This window comes from Acrocarpospora macrocephala, from assembly GCF_009687865.1.
Lineage (GTDB): Bacteria > Actinomycetota > Actinomycetes > Streptosporangiales > Streptosporangiaceae > Acrocarpospora > Acrocarpospora macrocephala.
Window position 1 is genome coordinate 37,280 of sequence record NZ_BLAE01000007.1, and the last position, 21,888, is coordinate 59,167.

7 protein-coding genes and 1 pseudogene are annotated in these 21,888 nt (G+C 66.5%); 7 read left to right on the plus strand and 1 reads right to left on the minus strand.

The window, feature by feature from the left end:
- Positions 1-932: 932 nt before the first annotated feature.
- Positions 933-1,115, minus strand: coding sequence for a hypothetical protein (locus Amac_RS58360; RefSeq protein ID WP_425544332.1), 183 nt, complete (start codon positions 1,113-1,115; stop codon positions 933-935).
- A gap of 1,796 nt (positions 1,116-2,911) precedes the next feature.
- On the opposite strand from Amac_RS58360, the pseudogene Amac_RS06060 reads away from it, so the two are divergent.
- The 7 genes and pseudogenes from Amac_RS06060 (at position 2,912) to pglZ (ending at position 21,887) form a co-directional block, all read left to right on the plus strand.
- Positions 2,912-4,125: pseudogene (locus Amac_RS06060) on the plus strand (IS110 family RNA-guided transposase).
- A gap of 26 nt (positions 4,126-4,151) precedes the next feature.
- Positions 4,152-4,448: an immunity protein TriTu family protein gene (locus Amac_RS06065; protein WP_155353327.1), complete on the plus strand. Its 297-nt coding sequence runs from the start codon at positions 4,152-4,154 to the stop codon at positions 4,446-4,448.
- 813 nt (positions 4,449-5,261) lie between these two features.
- A complete protein-coding gene (locus Amac_RS06070) occupies positions 5,262-6,059 on the plus strand; it encodes a hypothetical protein (RefSeq protein ID WP_170322347.1) in 798 nt (265 codons plus the stop codon).
- A 1,233-nt stretch (positions 6,060-7,292) separates the two neighbouring features.
- Positions 7,293-11,729 (plus strand): BREX system serine/threonine kinase PglW, encoded by a 4,437-nt coding sequence (gene pglW / locus Amac_RS06080; protein WP_155353329.1) that lies wholly within the window; start codon positions 7,293-7,295, stop codon positions 11,727-11,729.
- The gene (gene pglX / locus Amac_RS06085; RefSeq protein WP_155353330.1) at positions 11,726-15,313 is read left to right on the plus strand and encodes a BREX-2 system adenine-specific DNA-methyltransferase PglX; all 3,588 of its coding nucleotides are present in this window, start codon (positions 11,726-11,728) and stop codon (positions 15,311-15,313) included. Before pglW ends, pglX begins: the two co-directional genes overlap by 4 nt.
- An 8-nt stretch (positions 15,314-15,321) precedes the next feature.
- Positions 15,322-19,122 (plus strand): DUF6079 family protein, encoded by a 3,801-nt coding sequence (locus Amac_RS06090; RefSeq protein WP_155353331.1) that lies wholly within the window; start codon positions 15,322-15,324, stop codon positions 19,120-19,122.
- A complete protein-coding gene (pglZ, locus tag Amac_RS06095) occupies positions 19,119-21,887 on the plus strand; it encodes a BREX-2 system phosphatase PglZ (RefSeq protein WP_155353332.1) in 2,769 nt (922 codons plus the stop codon). Before Amac_RS06090 ends, pglZ begins: the two co-directional genes overlap by 4 nt.
- Position 21,888 lies beyond the last annotated feature (1 nt).

Genomic DNA, 21,888 nt, shown 5'->3' on the forward strand with positions numbered 1-21,888 from the left:
TCCTGGCCGGGCTTCATTGCGGTAACCAGGTTCTGCAGGAGGGCGCCGGGTACGCGCGCGGTATCACCCCGGCTGCATCGCCGGGCTCCATTGCGGCGCCAGCACGTACCGCTGTCCTGGTCGCAGCGCCTTCTGGCTTCACCCCGGCCACATCGGCCTCAAGCGGTAGCTGCGGGTGCTTCACCCCGGTCTGCGGGCCGGTTTCCATTGCGGCTTCGTGTGGTGGCCCGGCGGCGGCAACCGGACCCTGGTTTCACCCGGCCCTCTGGGCCGGGCTCCATTGCGGCGATATTGAGGACATCGACCGGCACGGAGCGCACAGGCTTCACCCGGCCCTCTGGGCGGGGCTCCATTACGGCTCCAACGCGCTCGCGGCAAGCGTCCGCCGATCGGCGTTTCACCCGGCCCTCTGGGCCCGGGCTCCATTGCGGCCCTCGGATGGCACCGCTCGGCCGTCGCTCCCACCGGAGCTTCACCCCGGCTTCCGGGTCGGGCTCCATTGCGGCGACAGCGTGATCGTGGCGCGCATCAGGCGTTTGCTCGTTTCACCCGGCCTGCGGGCCGGGCTCAACTGCGGCCGTCATGGGAACTAGCACGAGGCCTACATCCCCTACGAGTTTCACCCGGCTTGCGGGCCGGGCTTCATTGCCGCAGGCTCGACGATCCCGAGGGCGTCCCGCACCCAGTGTTTCACCCGGTCTGCGGGCCGGGCTCCATTGCGGCGACATTTTCGTGGCCGCGCCACCGGCAGCTGCCCCGGCCTTTCACCCGGCCTTCGGGCCGGGCTCCATTGCGGCAGCGGGCATGCGTCCAGCTTGGCGAGAGTGGAGTATGACTTCACCCCGGCTTCCGGGCCGGGCTCCATTGCGGCATCGGAAAGATCCCCGGGAGGATCTCGGCGGACAAATTTCACCCGGCCTACGGGCCGGGCTTCATTGCGGCACATGCGATGGGCACCACGCGAAACGCCCGACCTCTAGCTTCACCCCGGCTTCCGGGCCGGGCTCCATTGCGGCAAGTTCAACGTCGTTTTCGCCAACGCGAAGGATCACGGCTTCATCCCGGCCTGCGGGCCGGGCTCCATTGCGGCCCGCCAGGTCTGCGTCGAGAATCATCCGCGTCAGGTTACACCCGGCCTCCGGGCTGGGCTCCATTGCGGCACGACCAGGACTGTTACAGCCACCTACCAAAGGTCGGGTTTCACCCGGCCTCCGAGCTGGGCTCCATTGCGGGAACCCGGAGACGACGAAGGTCTACTGGTGACCGACCAGTTCACCCCGGCTCCACCGCCGGGCTCCATTGCGGCGAGTGGCAGACCTTCGACCTGCGCGACCCTGCCCACCTTCACCCGGCCTCCGGGCCGGGCTCCATTGCGGCCAGGCGACCCACATGACGATCGGCTTCATGTCGGGAGCTTCACCGACTTCCGGGTCGGGCCCCATTGCGGCTCCAAGACCGAGCTCTACGACGTCTTCAAGACCGGCGAGCTTCACGCCGGCTTCCGGGTCGGGCTCCATTGCGGCAACGACGAGGCCGACTTCAGCCCCGACGTCTTCAAGTTGCACCCCGGCTTCACCGCCGGGCCCCATTGCGGCTCCAAGAGGCTCGAGGCGGCGTTCCGCCAGCTGCTGTTGCACCCGGCCTCACCGCCGGGCTCCATTGCGGCAGGATTCGGGGAGGAATGTCCTCCTCCCAAGGAAGGGGTTGCACCCGGCCTCACCGCCGGGCTCCATTGCGGCGGGATTCGGGGAGGAATGTCCTCCTCCCAAGGAAGGGGTTGCACCCGGCTTCACCGCCGGGCTCCATTGCGGCAGGATTCGGGGAGGAATGTCCTCCTCCCAAGGAAGGGGTTGCACCCGGCTTCACCGCCGGGCTCCATTGCGGCGATCCGCCACCGCTCGTGATCCCGCGCAACTGGGACTGTGGTTGCATCCCGGTTTCACCGCCGGGCTCCATTGCGGCAATTTTGCTTTCTATCAGATCCGCGATCAGGACAGGGCTTCACCCCGGCTTCCGGGCCGGCTCCATTGCGGCCGCTTCCCAGTTTCCGGATTCAGCTGCCAAGTCGCGTGCTTCACCCCGGTCTGCGGGCCGGGCTCCATTGCGGCAGGAAGTACCGGCGGGCCTCGTGCCCTTGCATCGTCGCTTCATCTCATCCCGGCCTGTGGGCCGGGTTCCATAGCGGCGACGACATGTCTATTGTGCCGATCCTGAACAAGTTGGACTTCACCCCGGCCTGTGGGGCCGGGCTTCATTGCGGGGATCTTGCGGGCAAGTCCAAGGAGGCCTGGGGGCAGGTTTCACCCCGGCTCTACTGCCGGGCTCCATTGCGGCACGGTCCTGGCCGCCCGCCTTGTCGGCATCCTCGACCTCGTTGTACCCGGCTTCATCGCCGGGCTCCATTGCGGCGCGCCGGACAGCCTGAACTGGGCGACCGACCCCCGGCTTCACCCCGGCCTGTGGGCCGGGCTCCATTGCGGCGGCATCGGGTAGGAGGCGCGGAAGGCTCCGGGGACGAGCTTCACCCTGGCCTGCGGGCCGGGCTCCATTGCGGCTATCAGAAGACCATGGGCGGGCTATACAAGATGCTGTTCACCCTTGGCTCTACCCGCGGGCTCCATCGCGGCCAGCCGTCGGCCCTGAGTGCCGCGTTGTCGGCCTGGAGGTCCCCGTTACCTTTTCACGTCCCCACCCGTGAGGTGGGGAGCCAGGTCACCCGGCCCGGCATGACTCAAGCCCCCTGTCGCACCCATGATCCGGGGGGTGTTGTCACCGGGCCCGGGTGGCGTCGGTGGACCGCTGATAGGGACAAGGCACCGTCTGTGACGAAGAAGATCGTCTCGCCGTAACGTGGCTGCCGGCCGCCGTCGCCTGATCTGTGACCAGTCCAAACACCCAGCAGGAGGACGGCATGAGCATCGAATACGCGGTGTTCCTCGGCTTAGACGTCGGCAAGGGCGAACACCACGCCTGCGCCCTGAACACCCGGGGCAAGAAACTCCACGACAAGCCACTCCCCAACGACGAACACCGGCTGCGGACCCTGTTCACCCAGTTCAGCAGCCACGGACCGGTCCTGGTCGTCGTCGACCAGCCCGCCTCCATCGGAGCACTCCCCGTGGCCGTCGCCCGAGCCGTCGGCTGCCAGGTCGCCTACCTGCCCGGGCTGACCATGCGGCGACTGGCCGACGTGCACCCCGGCAACGCCAAGACCGACGCCCGCGACGCTTACATCATCGCCGACGCCGCCCGAACCCTCCCGCACGCCCTGCGCCGCGTCGACACCGGCGACGAAACCCTTGCCGAGCTTGAGGTTCTCGTCGGATTCGACGACGACCTGGCCGGAGAATCGACCCGGCTGACCAACCGCATCCGCGGCCTGCTGGTCACCATCCACCCCGCCCTGGAGAAAGCCATCGGCCCGCGCCTGCACCACCCGGCGACCGTCGAACTGCTCGCCCAGTACGGCGGGCCGGACGGCCTGCGAGCCGCCGGACGCGACCAACTCTTGGCCGTCGCCAAACCCCTGGCCCCACGCATGGCCGAGCGGCTCGCCACCGACATCACGGCCGCGCTGCAGGCTCAGACCGTCGTCGTCCCGGGCACCGCCTCCGCCTCGCTGGTGCTCCCGCACCTGGCTCGATCGCTGCGGAACGTGCACGACCAGCGCAAACAGGTAGCCGCCCAGGTCGAGGAGATGCTCGATGCGCACCCTCTCGCCAAGGTCCTGATCACCATGCCCGGGATCGGGATCAGGACCTCCCCCGGATCCTGCTGGAGATCGGCGACATCTCCGCGTTCGCCACCCCCGGGCACCTGGCCGCCTACGCCGGACTGGCACCCATCACCCGACGCTCCGGCTCCTCCATCAAGGGCGAACACCCGCCCAAGGGCGGCAACAAGGCCCTCAAGCGCGCCATGTGCCTGGCCGCATTCGCCTCTCTGTCGGCCCCGGAGAGCAGGCAGTACTACGACAAGAAGCGCGCCGAGGGCAAGAAACACAACGCCGCCCTCATCTGCCTGGCCCGCCGCCGATCCGACGTCATCTACGCCATGCTCCGTGACCAGAAGCCCTACCAGCCCAACCGGAAAACCACCGCTCAACCAGCCAGGGCCGCGGCGTGAGAAAGGCATGGGACATCATCAGCACCGTGAACGACTTCGACCTGACCGACTTCGCCGCCGCCGTCCATGACCGCGCCCCGGGCTGGGAATCAGCCGGCGTCCTATGGCAGCTCACCATCGGTCCGGCCCGCGACAAGGCCGCAGCATGGGTCACCTGCGAGGATGCCCATCGAGCAACCAAACTCACAATCTGGACCAGCGGCGAAGCAGAACTCGACCTCGGCGACCTTGCCAGCGGCACCATCACCAGCGTCCATTACGACCTGGCCAACTCAGAAGACCTCGCCGCCTGCCTCGACGACCTCACGCAGCACTTCAGCTAAGCAGTTGCGCCAGACCACTTGACCAATCCCATAGGGACACCCCCCGGGCTCTACCACCAGGCTCCATTGCGGCGACAACCCCGTCACGCCCGGCACCGGCGACGGTTCCCTGTTTCACCCCGGCTCTACCGTCGGGCTCCATTGCGGCGTACGGGACTGGCTGCAACAGAACGGCGAAACCGAAGCTTCACCCGGCCTCCGGGCTGGGCTCCATTGCGGCGAGGCGTGGCAGACCAAGGGCATCAAGCAGGTCGGCAGTTTCACCCAGCCTCTGGCCGGGCTCCATTGCGGGCGTGCGCTCGATCCCTACTGGTACGACGCCGAGGTTTCACCCAGCCTCCGGGCTAGGCTCCATTGCGGCGCGAGCGCGGCCGATGTCAGGCGGGTCATGATGCGGTTTAACCCAGCCTCCGAGCTGGGCTCCATTGCGGGAACTGCGCCTACACGCCCATCGACGACGTCCACACGCTTGTTTCATCCGGCCTCCGGGCTGGGCTCCATTGCGGCCAGTGGTGGTGCGCCGACAACGGCGTCTACGGCAAGTTTCATCCCGGCCTCTGGGCTGGGCTCCATTGCAGGGATCCCGGGGAATCGCTGACATATCAGGGGCCTGAGTTTCACCCAGCCTCCGGGCTGGGCTCCCTTGCGGGTCGACCTCGATCCCGAGCGATGTGCTGTTGGTGTGGCGGTTTCACCCGGCTTCCGGGCTGGGCTCCATTGCGGGACCCAGATTGCGCCGCTGATCGGGCAGATGACGGCAGGTTTCACCCCGAGGATTGGCTGCCGACTTCTCCGCAGGTGATGGGGCGGGCGGTGTGGCTGGCCATCCTGGCCGGGCCGCTCCCACACGATGGCGGGGTTGCGGTGCTGGCCCGTACCCAAGTGGCCGCGCTGCCCGAGCATGCAAGCGAGGTCCTGGATGACCATCGGCGTTGCTACCCGCCGGTGGATGGATCCACGGTGCTGGAGCCGTTGTATCCCGATCGACTCGCCGAGGACTTCCTGGCCTTGACCACTCCCGGCAACTCCGACCCGGGTGCAGACCGCGAGGCGGTGGACTCTTGGGCGGCCACCTCGCTCCTGTCCTCCCCGGTCGGTCAGGACTCACCTTCGTGGGCGCGGGGCGCGCTGAGCGTGCTGATCGAGACCGCCCACCGCTGGCCCCACATCGCCGCCACCCAGTTGGCCCCACTCCTGACAACCCGCCCGGAGTTGATCCTGCACGCCGGCGGGACGGTCCTGGCCCGCCTGGCCGCCCTACCCGACATCGACACAGCGCTCCTGGAGAAGATCGAAGCGCTCCTTCCGGCCAGCCGCCACATCGACCTGGATCTTGGAATCGCCGCTCTGAGCGCCCGCTTAGTTGAGCGACGGCTCAAGGCCAGCAGCGGGCCGTGCACCAGTCGCACCGACACCAGCCCATCGTTCCCACCCGGACCGTCGGACTCGCCTTGCCCGTTCGGTTCGCCGAGCCAGCTCGTCATAGCGTCATCATCGATGCAAGCCCTCACCTGGCCCACCCGAACCCAGAACCCGCCGATCTCAATTACGGAACGCCCCATCGGCGAAGCCAAGCGAGCACCACTACTGACTGCGGGCCGCCGTCGCTGAGGCTATCGAGCGGGAATGTACGGCTCGGTTCGCCCTCGGGCAGGGAATCGCGGGGCGCTCCTGTTTCGGCACCGGGGTCGCGACCGTCGGCCTCGGTTGGCAGTTGACAGCGGCTCGATCAGCGCACACTGAGCGTCGGTCAGATCAGAGAGGAGAGGCGATCACGCGCCATCTCGCCACGTTCACCCGGCAGGCCCACTTTGATGGTCAGACCGTATCCAAACACTTCGATTTGAGGCGTTAGATTCATTTTTAGGCCGTATCGCGCAATTCGTGTCCTTATGTGCTCCGCCCGGCTGCCCGTCTTTGATGGACATAGGAACCTCTGCAGCCTCAACCGAATCCCAAACCGCCGATTTTATCCCAAAAAATCCTGTCTCATCCCGAAACACGCCAGCACGCCCTAAATGGCGAGGAGTAGTGACATCAGTCACTGGGCAGTCGGGGCGTTGTGCGGTATGCCGGATGCATGGCTGGCCAGCGAATTCACCCTAGGGACTTGTCCGACGCTCGCTGGAAGCTCATCGAACCCATACTGACCGTCTGGCGCGTGACCAGCGCTGTGGCGACGGCTTTGGACATCGGGCACCCGCTCGAGCACGACCTGCGCCGCATCCTGGACGACATCCTCATCGGCATAGCCTGCTGCTACCTCCCCACGAGTACCCGCCCTGGGACGCCGTGTGCAGCTTTTTCGCCCACTGGCAGCGCGATGGCATATTCGACCAGCTCGTCGGCCTATCCCGCCGATCAGTCGCACAGCCGAAGCCTGTCCTCTCGAACTGACGGCCTGCGTGATCAACGCCGTTCGTCAAGACCTCGGCCACCGCACCCGCAGCCACCCAGGGCATCGCTGCGGGAAAGCCGAACGCTGGCCGCAAGCGCAGCACCCATCACCGACACCCCCGGCCAGCTGCGCGCCGCGACGCTTTCCTCCGAGTTGGTGACTGCAAGAACGGCTTCTGCCGAATATTTCTGCGCCTGCTGGAGCCGCAGCACTGTGGCGCCGGTTGGGTTTGCGCGTTGCTCAGACCGCTCGGTGGGCCTGGGCTCGTTCCATGCGAGCAGGTGCCTTGTCTGTTTTGTTTCGTATGACCGATTTATGAGGATTCGGTATTTACTTGGCGCTCGACAAATGACTACAAGAAGGGCACATTCCTATCTGCGCGCACCTATTTCTACCTATTCTGTCTGACGCTGCATTGATTGATCTTGGCGGGAGGGCTAGGAGGTATGGACGAGGGCCGCTGGATCACGGTCACGCCTTCCCAGTTCCAGCACGAGCGTGATGCTCTGGAATATGTCCGCCGCAGGCTCCCAGAGGCGGAGCCGTACCGCGCCTGGTCGAACTTCACCTTCACGGCCGATACCGGACACGTTCGCGAGGTCGACCTGCTGGTCGCGGCACCGAGCGGTCTCTACCTCATCGAGATCAAGAGCCTGCACGGCCAGCTGACCGCGAGCGGCTCCAACTGGATTCAGCAGAGTCCGTCGGGGGCAGGCACGCGCATCTTCGACAACCCCCTGCACCTGGCCGATTCCAAGGCCAAGCAGCTCAAGACGCTTCTTCAGCGGGTGGCCACCAAGAGGGGGGTGCGCGAGCACATCCCGTTCATCCAAGTCGCCGTCTTCCTCTCGGTCCCGTCCCTTCAGATCCAGCTGCCCGATCACCACCTGCACGGCATCTACGGAACCGAGAGGCAGGAGGATCTTCCCGAGATATGGGAGGACCTGCTCCGCAGGCCGCCGCAGGACGATCGGAGGCGCTTGACGCCGACCCTGTCGCGGCAGCTGACGATGCTGTTGGAGGATGTGGGGATCGCCCGCAGCAGGCGGCATCTGCAGGTTGGGTCGTGGCAGTTGGAGGCCCGTCCGTTCGACGTCGGGCCGACCTGGCAGGACCATCACGCCGAGCACTCCCAACTTAAGGCGGAGAAGCGGCGCATCCGTATCTACCTGGTGGAGCGCAACGCCGATCAGGCCATGCGCGCGAGCATCGAGCGGGCCGCCCGGCGGGAGATGCTCGTTCTACACGGGATCAGCCATCCCGGCATCGTCCAGGTTGACACGATGGAGTCGCACGAGGCTGGCCCCGCGCTGGTTTTCCGGCATCATCCGAAGGTGATGCGGCTCGACCACTTTCTAGCTCAATATGGCGAGAGCCTCGAGCTGGACGCGCGGCTGGGCATGATCCGGCAGCTTGCCGAGGCTGTCTCCTTCGCCCACCGGAGGCACCTTTACCATCGGGCGCTGTCGGCACGGAGCACGCTGGTCGCCCTGGGCGGCGGTCGTGAAGCCGGATGGCTCCGGCCGCAGTTGCAGATCAGCGACTGGCAGACCGCGACCAGGGGAGCCGACTCTGCGGGCGGGTCGGGTGGGGCGATGTTGCTGAGTTCGATGACCAGCCATGCCGGTGAGCACATCGAGGCCTCGGCCCAGGCCTACCTGGCACCGGAGCTTTCTGCGCCCAACCCCGACCCAGTGGCCATGGATGTGTTCGGCCTTGGTGCGCTGTCTTACCTGCTGCTGACGGGTCAGCCCCCGGCCGACACGCGCACCGAGTTGTTCACCCGGCTCTCCAAGGAGAACGGGCTGCGCCCTTCCACGGTTGCCGATTCGATCACGGAGTTCATGGACGAGATGGTCCAGGCGGCTACGGCCCCAGTGCCGACCCAGCGCCTGGCCACTGTGGCCGAGTTCCTCGAAATGCTGGAGTGTGTCGAGGACGAGGCGACCGCGCCGGAGAGCGCGCACGCTGAGGACGAAGCCGTACCCGAGACCGAGGAGCCCGACGCGCTCGACGCCCGCCCCGGGGACGTCGTGGACGGCAGGTGGCGGATCGAGAAGCGCCTCGGCACCGGCTCGACATCACGCGCATTCCTGGCCGAGAACCTCACGTCCGGCCGTAAGGAAGTGCTGAAGGTCGCCCTGTCGGACGAGAAGGCGTCACGGCTGGAGCACGAGACTTCGGTGCTGAGCCGCCTCGGCAGCGACTCGCGAGTGATCCGGCTGGCGCGCGAGGAACCGTTGCGTATAGGCGGGCGGACCTTCATCGTGCTCGACCACGCCGGGGAGCACACCGTCGCCCGCAAGATCCGCGAGGACGGGCGGCTCAGCCCCGACGAGTTGGAGGTCTTCAGCGAGTACCTATTCGGCGCGGTGGATTTCCTGGAAGGCGAGGGCGTCACCCACCGAGACATCAAGCCCGACAACATCGCCATCCGGATCCGGCCCAACCGCACTCGCCAGCTGGTCCTGTTCGACTTTAGCCTGGCCGGTATCTCGGTGAAAGACATCCAGGCGGGCACTCCGGGATATCTGGACCCCTTCCTAGGTACGGCCTCGCGCCAGGTCTACGACGCGCATGCCGAGCGGTACGCCGTCGCCGTCACCCTGCATGAGATGGCATCGGGCGAACTGCCCGAATGGGGGGACGGCAAGACCGAGCCGCGGTTCACCGAGGGATCTCCCACCCTTGCGGTGGAGGCGTTCGACCCTGCGATCCGCGACGGGCTCGTGGACTTCTTCCAGCGGGCTTTACACCGGGACGCCAGGAAGCGGTTCGACACGCTCAAGGAGATGATGAGCGCCTGGCGGATCGTCTTCCAGCGCTCCGACGACGCCCCTCCCGTCGGTTCCGATCAACCGGTTGACATCGCGGGCAGTGGCACCTTTCCCGCGGAGTACGACGCCCCGCAGAAGGCCCGGGACAAGGCGGCAAGGACTGCAACGCGGGCGACCGTGCTGGATGTCGCGGGATTGACCCAGCGGGCCGTGTCGGCGGCAGGGCGGCTGGAGGCGACCACGGTCGGGGATCTGCTCGACCTGCCGTCAAAGGCGCTGTTCAACCTGCCCGGCTTGGGCGCGAAGACCCGGCAGGAGCTCCAGCGGCGGATCCGCGACTGGCGGGCGCGCCTGGGAGAGAACGAGATCTCGCCTCTGGCGACCACCGAGAAGAAGGCGGCCAGGGCCGAGACCACGCACACCACCGCAGACACCGGAGAGGAGGCCCAGGCATTTAGTCGGGTCGGGCTCGACATCATCGCCTCCCTGCTCGTCCCGGACCTTCAGGCGAACGGGCGCAACGCCACCGAGGTAGATGCGACCCGGCTCCTCCTGGGCCTTCCGAACTCGGCGGGAGAGCCGTCACCGCTCCAGCAGTGGCCGCAGCAGCCGCAAGTGGCGATGGAACTGCAGCCCCAGGTCACTTCGGGCCGCATCGCCCAGATCATGGTGAAGCAGCGCGCACGCTGGCGAGACGAGCCGCTGGTTCGCAGCGTCCTCGACGAAGTGATCACGCTGCTAGCTGGGAGCGGCCGCGTCATGGGAGCGGTTGAGTTGGCCGAGTCGATCCTTGGTCGGCGCGGCTCAGCTCGCACCGGCAGCACATTGCGCCGGGCGATCGCCATGGCCGCTGTCCGGGCCGCCGTCGAGATCGACCCGGTGCAAGGCGAGCCGCGGCTCCTCACCCGCAGGCATGGCGACCGGATTATGGTGGCATTGGAGGCAACCGAGACCGACGCGCCCGACACGCCCGCAGGTCCCGCGCTGCTCGACTACGCCGACGCACTGGGTAAGGCCGCGGACAGGCTGGCGGCCCTGGAGGTACTGCCCACTGCGGCCACCGTGCTGCGCGAACTTCGCGCGGTGAAGGTCCCTGGGGTCGAAGCTATCCGCGATGACCGGCGGCTGGTCTTCCTCGCAGCGGCCTCCTCCGACCGGGCGGCGGCAACCGCCCGGCTGGAAATCTACCCACGTGACCTGTCCCCAGTCCGGGCGCTGCGCCTGACTCAGGCCGGTGTCGTGCCTACAGGGATACGGGAGGGTAGGTCGATCGGGCTCACCCCCGAGCAGATTCACGAGAAAGTCCGCGCCCGCTTCCCCGCGCTGGAACCCCTGCCGAACCACCCAAAGCTGGACGCGCTGCTGCGCGACTCGGGGTTCGACGTCCGCTGGCGGGCCGACCGCTACGTTTCCCCCCAGGCCGCAGAGTCATCAACTGGCAGGCCGCTCACCCGCCGCGCGACCCGCACCAGCTCAAGCCGCTGGAACGCAGAGACCCCTGAACTCGCCGAGGCACTGCGCACCGAGGAACGCCTCCGAGCCTCGGCGGAGGTGGCACTGTCCGCAGGCGGCTTCCGCGCGCTCACTGTGCAGTTGAGCCTGTACGGAAGGGCACGCAGGGAACTCATTTCCCGCTTCGGCGCCCACCCAGTCAACCTGGCGAAACTTTTCCTGCACGCCATGCACGAGCAGGTCACGCCAGGCAAGAAACCTACCTGGGAGACGATCCTCGACGCCGATGTCGCCGCCCCGGAGAGCAAGGCGGCGTTCAAGCTCAGGGAGTACACCGGCCAGGCATGGCAGCTCGTCGCTAATCGTCTCACCGCGCTGGTGGAAGAGGGGACCGGACAGCAGCCCGCGGGGCCGCTGCTCGTTTACGACGCCGCCCCGCTGGCCCGTTACGACGCCGGGGACATGCTCTTCAGCCTCGCCGCAGGTGCCCGGCAGGGCGGCACGTCGGTCTGGCTGCTCTGCCCCATGAACAACCCGGGGCAGCAGCCCCGCCTGGACGGGATGCTCGTGCCCGCCCAACTGCCCAACGAATGGATCGTGCTGCCCGACGCATGGGTGGCCAACCAACACAGAAGCGGAGCCAAGGCGTCGTGATCGTTTCCAGGGCACTCAAGGACGACCTCGTCAAGCAGGTGAAGTCGCTGGAAGACGACCTGCGCGAGCAGGCCGAGTCGGTCGCCGATGTCCGTGCCCGGCTCTGCGGGGAGTATGAGCGGGCGTTCAAGCTCGGCCGGACCGCCGCCACCTGGGCGGCCTGGCGCGACGAGCGGGTCACCCAGGCTGCCGCCGCTTGGGTGCTGGGCACGGTGTTCGTCCGATTCTGCGAGGACAATGCGCTGCTCGCGCAACCGTACATCGCTGGGCCCTCGCATGACGCGCTGCTCCTCGCGGAGGAGGCTCAGGAGGAGTTCTTCCGCACCAACCCTGCCGAAACCGACCGAGGCTGGCTGCTAGCCGCCTTCGCCGAGATCGGTCGCTCGCGGGCCGGCGGCCTACTCTTCGACGAGAAGCACAACCCCCTCTACCAGATCCCAATCTCCCACGACGCGGCCAAGAGCCTGATCGCGTTCTGGCAGCGGCGCGGCAAGTCCGGCGTGCTGGTCCACTCCTTCGACTCGAAGGACTGGGATACCCGCTTTCTCGGGGACCTCTACCAGGACCTGTCCGAGGCTGCGAGGAAGAATTTCGCGCTGCTGCAGACGCCCCAGTTCGTCCAGGAGTTCATCCTCAATCGCACGCTGACGCCCGCCATCGCCGAGTTCGGCCACGACGTCGTAAAAATGATCGACCCCACCTGCGGGTCCGGGCATTTCCTGCTGGGTGCGTTCCATCAACTGCTGAAGGAGTGGGTCCGGCACGCGCCCAACCGCGATCAGCGAGAGCGGGTACGGCTGGCGCTAGGCGCGGTACACGGCGTAGACCTCAACCCCTTCGCGGTCGCGATCGCCCGTTTCCGGCTGCTTATCGCCGCGCTCAGGGCCGCCGGCTTCACCTCGCTCGTAGATCTGGAAAAGCATGACCTGGGGAACCTCAACATTGCCATCGGCGATGCCCTCATCAGGCACCCGCAGCGCGCGATTACCGGCATCGACAAGGACGAGGCACTCGCGGATTTTCAATACGCCATTGAGGATCGCGACAATTTTCCCGGCATCCTCGACGAGGGTCGCTACCACGTGGTTGTCGGAAATCCCCCGTACATCACTGTCAAGGACAAAAAGCTTAACCGGCTCTACCGCGATCTATATGACGCTTGCGCAGGTACGTATGCGCTATCAGTGCCCTTCGCCCAGCGGTTCTTCCAACTTGCTCGTACAGGTGGCGCTGATGGGCGTGGTTCTGGCTATGTTGGCCAGATCACTGCGAACTCCTTCACGAAGCGTGAGTTCGGCAGGAAGATCATTCAGCAGTTCTTCCGGGATGAGATCGAATTGACGCATGTCATCGACACCTCGGGTGCGTACATTCCCGGCCATAGCACGCCAACCGTGATCCTGATCGGTCGTAACAAGGGCTACCGGAAAGCCCGAATTGAGACCATCCGGACGGTCATGGGCGTCCGCGGGGAACCTAATACTCCAGAGGACCCCGGCAGAGGAATAGTATGGCAGGCCATTGTGAGCCAAATTGACCTACCTGGCTCTGAAAGCAACTGGGTCTCGGTAGTTGATCTCGAACGCGAGCAACTCGGGACACATCCATGGACCCTCACTGGCGGCGGCGCAAGCGATCTCGTCCAGATAGTCGAAAAGGCTGCCCAGAAGATGGATAGCCGTGTGCAGAAGCCTATCGGGCGGGCCATACGTGCCGGTGCCGACGAGGCTTTCATACGACCTTTCCGCCCCACTCTTAGGGTCATTGCCGCGCGCGAGGCACTCAAGCCGCTGATGCAAGGCGAAGTGGTTCGAGATTGGGATTCCAGACCAGAGCAGGCTATTTGGTACCCCTACGAAGAAGCGCTTTCCGATGGTGATCTCGCTACTGAGCTTTGGCCTTGGCGTCGTTCGTTGGAGGAGCGGCGCACTTTTCAGGGCAATATGGCGGCCGCAGGACTGCAGTGGTGGGAATACATGCAGCACACCGCCTCCGCGTATCGGACGCCACTGTCGATTGCGTTTGCGTTTGTTGCGACGCATAATCACTTCGTGCTGGATCGGGGTGGGAAGGTCTTCAAGCAGTCCGCGCCGGTGATCAAATTGCCGGAGGGGGCGACGGAGGATGAGCACCTGGAGTTGTTGGGGGTTCTCAATAGCTCTGCGGCGTGCTTCTGGCTCAAGCAGGTGAGTCACAGTAAGGGCAACGCCACGGCCTCGAGCGGAATGCCTGATCAACCCTGGTCGTGGAATTGGGAGTTCACGGGAACGAAGCTGCAGGAGTTCCCGTTACCGGGAAATCTTCCGTTGGAGCGGGGGCGCGAGCTTAATGCGCTGGCGCAAAAGCTGGCATCGGTCAACCCCTCGATCGTGGTGGCGGAAGCCGTACCGACTCGTGAGGCGCTGGCGAGGGCACGAGTGGAATGGCACTCCGCACGCGGTCAGATGATCGCGGCGCAGGAGGAGCTGGACTGGGAGGTTTACTCGCTCTACGGACTCCTCGATGAGGAACTGACAGCTCCGGCGCTCTCCGTACCGGAACTGAACCTCGGAGAGCGGGCTTTTGATATCGTGCTCGCCCGCAAGATGGCGGCTGGTGAACTCACCACAAAATGGTTCAGCCATCACAACGCCAAGCCACTCCTCGATCTGCCGGACCACTGGCCCGCCGAGTACACCGAGGTGGTGGAAAGGCGGATCGCGATGATCGAGTCGGATCGGAACATCGCTCTGATCGAGCGGCCGGAGTGCAAGCGGCGCTGGGCGACCGAGGGTTTCGACGCGATGCAGGAGCGGGCGCTGCGGGAGTGGCTGCTGGACCGGTTCGAGGCGCGCGAGCTCTGGTTCCACCATGTGGATGGGATGGAGCAGCCGCGACTGTTGACCACTGCGCAGCTCGCCGACGCGCTGCGGCGGGATGCCGACGTGCTGTCCGTGGCCAGACTCTACTCGGGCAAGGACATAGAGGTGGTCGTCTCTGAGCTTGTGGCCGACGAGCACGTGCCGTACCTGGCCGCGCTCCGCTACAAGGACTCCGGCCTGGAGAAGCGCGCCGACTGGGAGTACGTGTGGGATCGGCAACGTACCGAGGACGCCGCCGAGTCAGAGGATACGAAGAAGAAGATCCGGGATGCGATTCCCGTACCGCCCAAGTACAGTTCGGGTGACTTCCTCAAGACCTCGTACTGGAGTAATCGCGGCAAGCTGGACGTGCCGAAGGAGCGGTTCATCTCCTACCCATACGCGGGTCGGGACGGCGCATCGTCCACGAAGGATGGGGCTCTGCTGCTCGGCTGGGCGGGCTTCGACCACCGTGAGCAGGCACAGGCCCTTGCCACACTGATCGTGGAACGGGAACAGGGCGACGGCTGGGGTGCCGATCGGCTGACGCCGCTGCTGGCTGGCCTGCGTGAGGTGCTGCCGTGGGTGCGGCAGTGGCATGGAGAGTTCGACGCCACTTATGGTGCCAGCCCGGCTGAGATCTATGCGGGTTTCCTCGACCAGATGGCGAGCCACCTGAACCTCACCGACGACGATCTCGCCCGCTGGCGGCCGCCCGCCACTGGCCGCGGCCGCAGGAAGTAAGGAGCGCGATGTCTACGCCGATTCAGCAGCCGCTGCTCAGGGAATTCATCGACATCCCTGAGGCGATGACCGACAGTGATCTCGTCCTCGAATTGGCCAGCGGGGTCAACCGGGCTGAGGAGACGCTGCGCGAATACGTGATCACCGATTCGCTGGTGGACAACTACGACCAGGCGCTCGGGTTGATCAAGAGCGCGGTGACCGGTCAGGCGTCGAAGGCCGCGTACCTGCACGGCTCCTTCGGTTCGGGTAAGTCGCACTTCATGGCGGTGCTGCACGCTCTGCTGCGCAAAGAGAAGGTCGCCAGGGAGCGACCAGAGTTCGCTCCGCTGCTTGCCAGGCACGACTGGATGGACGGCAAGAAGTTCCTGCTGGTGCCGTTCCACCTTCTCGGTGCGAAGTCTCTGGAGCAGCGGGTGTTCGGCCGCTACATCGACTACGTGAGGGTGCTGCACCCGGATACCTCGATTCCGGCGGTGCACCGCACTGACGCCCTTCTCGACCAAGGGCGCTTCACCAGGGAACGGGTCGGCGATAAGGGTTTCATCGACGGGCTGCCGGGAGGGGAAGACGAAGATGAGTGGGGGGACAGCTCGGCCTTCTGGACGTCGGAGAAGCTCGACGCCGCCTTCGCCGCCGCGTACGACGACGAGCTGCGCCGGCGGCTCGTCAACGACCTGCTGCTGAGCTGGGGCGGGGGCTTCTTCCGCGACGCAAAGGAGGACGCCGAGGCGTTCGTGTCACTGGATGCGGGGCTAAAGGAGATCAGCCGCCACGCCAAGGAACTAGGCTACGACAGCCTCATCCTGTTCCTTGACGAGCTGGTGCTGTGGCTCATCAACTCGGCGGGGGACGCGCAATTCGTCAGCCGCGAGATGCAGAAGATCACGAACTTCGTGGAGGGAGGTGACCCGGACCGGCCTGCGCCGGTGGTGAGCTTCATCGCTCGCCAGCGCGATCTACGGGAAGCGCTCGGCGAGCAGGTGACCGGCACCACCGAGCTGAGCATCCTGGACACCCTCGACCTGGCAAAGGCCCGGTTCGAGACCATCACGCTGGAAGACCGGAACTTGCCAGTGATCGCCCGGGAGCGGGTGCTCAAGCGCAGGGAGCCGATGGTGGAGTCGGAAGCCGCCATCGCGCGGGCCTTCGACCAGACCACAGGCCTGCGCCAGCAGGTTCGGGACACCCTGCTCGGCGTGGGAGGCGGCACCGGGGCCGACATCGAGGCGTTCCGCAAGACCTACCCGTTCAGCCCGTCCTTCATGGACACGCTGGTCCACCTGTCGGCGGCGTTGCAGCGGTCGCGTACGGCATTGAAGCTCATGCGCCGCCTGCTGATCCGCCGCCGTGACGAGCTCTGGCTCGGCCAGCTCATCCCGCTCGGTGACCTCTACGATGTGATTACCGAGGGTGGTGACGAGCCGTTCACCCAGAAGCTTAAGGTGGAGTTCGAGGCCGCGCAGAAGCTTTATGAGGTGAAGCTGCGTCCGTACTTGCTCGACAGGTACGGCCTCACCGAGGATGACATCGCCCGGGCGCAGCGAGGGGACCGCGGGGACATTGCCGACGCGCAGACGGCTGGGAAGGTCCGGGCGTTCAGCGGTGACGATCGGCTGATGAAGACTCTGCTGCTGTCGGCCCTTGCGCCTACGGTGCCCGCCCTGCACAACCTAACCGCCAGCCGCCTGTCGGCGCTCAACCACGGCAGTGTGATGAGCCCGATCCCCGGCACTGAGGTCACGCAGGTGTCGAGGAAGGTCGAGGATTGGGCGGGTCAGTTCACCGAGATCAAGTTCGCCGGAGGTGATGACCCCGGCGTGGGTCTGGAGCTCGTCGGAGTCGATGTCGAGTCGGTCCTGTCGACGGCCCGGTTCGCCAACACCGACGGCGCAAGGAAGAACCTCATCAAGAAGCTGCTCTACACCGAGCTCGGTGTCACCGAGACCGGGCAGTACAACGGGGACCGGTTCGATCTCACCTGGCGCGGGGGCAAGCGTTCAGTGGAGGTCATCTTCGGCAACATCCGCGATGCGCATGACCTGCGGGACGACGTCTTCCACCCCGCCGATCCCACCTCGTGGCGCGTGATTGTCGACTATCCCTTCGACCTTGACGACTACACGCCCGCCGATGACCGTAATCGGCTGCAGAACATGGCGGTTCGCGATTGGACGCTCTGCTGGATCCCGGCGTCGCTGTCTCCGGAACGGATGAAGGATCTGGGCAAGTTCGTCGTCCTTGACTACGTGCTCTCGGGGCAGCGTTTCGAGGAGCACGCGGGCCATCTGAACCCGACCGATCGGCATCGGGCTCGCCAGACTTTGACGGACCAGCGGAACACCCTGCAGGGCAAGCTGACCGAGACATTCCGCCAGGCGTACGGCCTGATTACCAAGCAGCCCGGAGACGTCGTCACCGGGTTCGACGACCATCTGTTCTCCCTGAATAGCGGGTTGCGACCCAGGCTGGCCTCTGGCGCTGCGCTGTCTGAGGCGATGAGGTCGCTTGCCGATCAAATGCTGACGGTGCAGTATCCCGCGCATCCCGACTTCGACCCCGATCGCATCGGCACGACCGTCAGGCTCGCCGACGCCCGCCTGGTTCTGGACTACGTACGTCAGGCGACCGAGAAGCCCAGCGACCCGGTGGAGGTCGACAAGTCACATCGCGCGACTATGCGCCGGATCGCCAACCCCCTGCTCATCGGTGAGATGCATGAGGCGAAGTTCGTCCTCGGGTCGTACTGGCGCCAGCACTTCCAGCAGCAGGCGGCCAAGGAGGGCGTAACCGGCGACATGCGCCTGGCCAAGCTGCTCGACTGGATCGACCTCCCCGAGGCGCGAGGCCTGGAGAAGCTGGTAGCCCACCTCATCATCGCCTGCTTCGCGGAGCAGACGGACCGTGCCTTCGTCTACCGAGGCAACGTCGAGGCGAGGACACCGGAGCTGAACCAGATCAAGGACGAGATGGCGCTGCGCGAGCAGCAGCTCCCCGACGAGCAGACCTGGGAGACAGCCCGTCTTCGCGCCATGGAGGTGTTCGGGCACAATCCTCCCGCCATCCGTAGGACCCGGCTGGCCGTGATCTTCGCACGGCAGCTCTCAAACGACTCCCGCACCTACCGCGACGCCGCGCACCAGCTCGTCGCGCGGTTGGAGGCCCACACGGGGATGCTGGGACTCGACCTGGAGGCGAGGCAGGGCCGGCTGCACACATCCAGATGCGCGGCTGACCTGCTCGACGGGCTGGGATCGCGCCACGGGCAACTGGACATCATCGCTCAGCTCGCCGAAGCCGAGCTTGGCGGACCCGCGCAGCGGACCGGCAAGAGCATCAAAAGCGCGCAGGCGGTCTCGGCCGCGCTGAAGAACGCGCCGTGGGAGAACTTCGAGATCATCGCCTCGCTGCCTGAGCCGTACGACCAGGAAGCTCAGCGGATTCTGAACGACCTCCGGCAGACAGCGGTCGCCGATGAGCTCACCATCGGACTGGGCCCGGCGCTGGAGAGGGCAGCGACGGCGGCAGCCGCGCTGATCCGGACAGCGACAGCGCGGCCTCCCGTAGTGCCGCCGGGCCCGTCACCGGTTGTTCCGGGTCCGCAGCCGAACCCGCCCGTTCAGCCGTCACCCACCCCCGGGACCACCGGTGCGACGGACCCGGTGGTGCCGCCAGTTGCTCCCGCCGCCGGTGCGTCCACTCGGACGGTCCGGGTCGCAGACCTGACGGCCCTCGCTGATGAGATCGTCGCGGCGGCGCACCCGGACGCAACCGTCGAGATCTCCTGGCGGGTGATCGAGCAGCCATGATCTCACCCGCGATTGGCCGCCTGCTACCCGTCACTTCGGCAGCACTGGAGCAGGAGGTGACCCGGCTGCTGCGAAAGTACGCCGGGCGAGAGGAGAAGGCACTGCTCATCCGGGCCCAGCCGCTGGGTAACGGGTTCGGGACGATGACCGTCGCTGGCCGACGAATCAGGGTCGTCGCCTGCGTATCGCCGCTCGCCGTACTGGAGCAGGTCACCGAGCACGCGGAGAGCGACGACGACGCCGTTCTGGTGGTGCTCACCGGCGCAGAGGAGAGCGACCTCGGTCCAGGCCTGCTCAGCAGGGTCATCCGGCATCAGGTCTTCGTGGTGGAGCCCTGGCGGTTGATCGAGGAGAGTTTCGGTGCCCAGCACCTCGACCCGCGCCTCGCCGCTGACAGCTGGGCCGGGGAAGCGCTGGTCGACGCCATGCCGCCGGGCGGCTGGCCACGGCTGGCCGGGCCGCTACTCACCCGGGACACCGCGATGAGGTCGCTGGCAGCCCGCCGCCTCGGCCTGGACAGGATCGGCGTCGACCCCGAGAACCTGGACGCTGGCACGCTGCTGCTGTGGAGCCGGGATCGCGAACAGGTCGAGGCGTTCCGGATGCTCCGTGATGCCGAACGCGCCGGCCTCGTCGACTGGCTCCGCGAGTGTGCCGGGGGAACCGCAGACGTGCTGTTCCCACTCGTCGAATCGGGCCATGCGCTGGATGCCTTGGCCCTCGGTCTGGTCTGCGCCGCGCTTTGGCATCCACAGGCAGGCAGCGCCTCCCAACGCGCGCAGGGGGGTGTTCTCTCCTACATCGCCATGGCCAGGCCCGGTGAGATCAAGGTGACCGACCAGGCCGTCCGGGAGTTCGCGGCAGCCGCCGAACAGCTCACCGGGTGGATGCTGGCCGATCGGCGCGACGAGAACGCCGGACGGCACGCCCACGCCGTGCTCGACCGCGCCGAAGAGCTGATCGCCCAGTTCGGCGCCGAGGCAGCGGCTCAGCACAGTCTGCTGCTGCGCTCCAGCCTCGACGCCCGCATCGAGGCGGTCGCTCAGTCGCTGACGGTGTCCATCCATGATCACCACGCTGTGGGGGAACTCGCCAACGCGGTAGCCGACCTGCGCGAACACAAGCTGGCCGACATGCATGCCCACCGGGTACGCCGGGCGGAGATGGCACAGCGCCTGGTCCAGTGGCTTGCCACCCCGAATGCCACCGCCTCCGGTGTGGGCGCGGCCATACAGGCGCAGATAGGCGAGTGGGGCTGGGTCGATCGTGCCCGGGACGACATTTGGGCGGGCGAGGAGGTCGACAGGACGCTGCAGACGGCCTATAGGGACCTGTATAGGCTGGTCCGGGACCGTAGACGGGCGCTGGACGAGGAGTTCGCCGGTAGGCTCGCCGCCTCAACGAAGGCAGGGGCCGATCCTGGTCCGATTCTCACCGTCGAGACCGTGCTGTCACGCGTCGTTGCTCCCGTGGTTGCGGGTGGGAACGGCCACCGACGTCCGGTCGTGCTCCTGGTGCTGGATGGGATGAGCACGGCCGTGGCCACCACACTCGGCGAGGAACTGCGCACCGAGCGGTGGGAGGAGTACGACCCGGTCGGAGGTCCTGACGAGGAGCCGCGGCGCCGGGCCGTGGTCGCCGCCCTGCCCACCCTAACCCAGGTGTCGCGGGCTAGCCTGTTCGCTGCTCGCATCACCACCGGTGGCCCCGACGATGAGCGCGCCGCCTTCGAGAAGCACGCATTCTGGAAGGGCAGGAAAGCTCGGCTCTTCCACAAGGGCGGCCTCCCGGGGGATGCTGGCGAGGCCCTTGGCGACGACCTGGTCCAGGCCCTGAATGACGATGCCACCGCGGTGGCCGTCGTCCTCAACACGATCGACGACAGCCTCGCCAAGGGCCGCGCCGATGTCCCGTGGCGCGTATCCGACATCGCCGGAATGCAGACGTTGCTCGATTACGCCCGCTACCAGGGCCGCGCAGTCATCATTACGAGCGACCACGGCCACGTCCTGGAACGTGGCAGCGAGCTGCGCCGTGCGGATGGCGTCAGGTCGGCCAGGCACCGCAGTGTCGGCAAACCGGTCGATGCGGGCGAGGTGGAGCTGGCCGGGTCCCGGGTGGCCGCCGCAGACGGCCGGATCCTCGCGTTGTGGGACCCGTATGTCCGTTACACCGACAAGAAGGCCGGCTATCACGGCGGCGCGTCGCTGGCCGAGGTGACGATCCCGCTGCTTGCGTTCCTGCCGCTCGGAGCCTCCGCCCCCACCGGGTGGCGCCCGCTGCCCGACCAAAGCCCTTCGTGGTGGTCACTCGACGCCTCCGGGCCAGGGGCACCCGCCGTACAGACTCCTGCGCGCACCAGGTCGCGCAAGAACGTGAAACAGGACCAGCAGGAACGGCCGGGCCTCTTCGACGTCGCGATCGCATCCCCCGAGGCGCCGCACGCGCCAGAGACGGCGCTCGTGGCCGAACTGCTCGGGACCGAGCTGTTCCAGGCCCAGCAGCGGCTGATGCCACGTAGAGTCCCGGCCGCAAAGATCGAGGCTGTGCTTGTGGCGCTGCTCGAGTCCGGAGGAGTGCTGCCGTTGCCGGTCGCCGCGGAGCGGGCCGGTGAACCTGTCGTGCGGGCCGCCGGGTTTGCTGCGACACTCCAGCGCATCTTCAACCTCGACAACTACCCTGTTCTGGCGGTCGTCGACAACGGGCGCAATCTCAAGCTCGACGTGGCGCTGCTGCGTGAACAGTTCGGTCTGAAAGGGCGGTAGA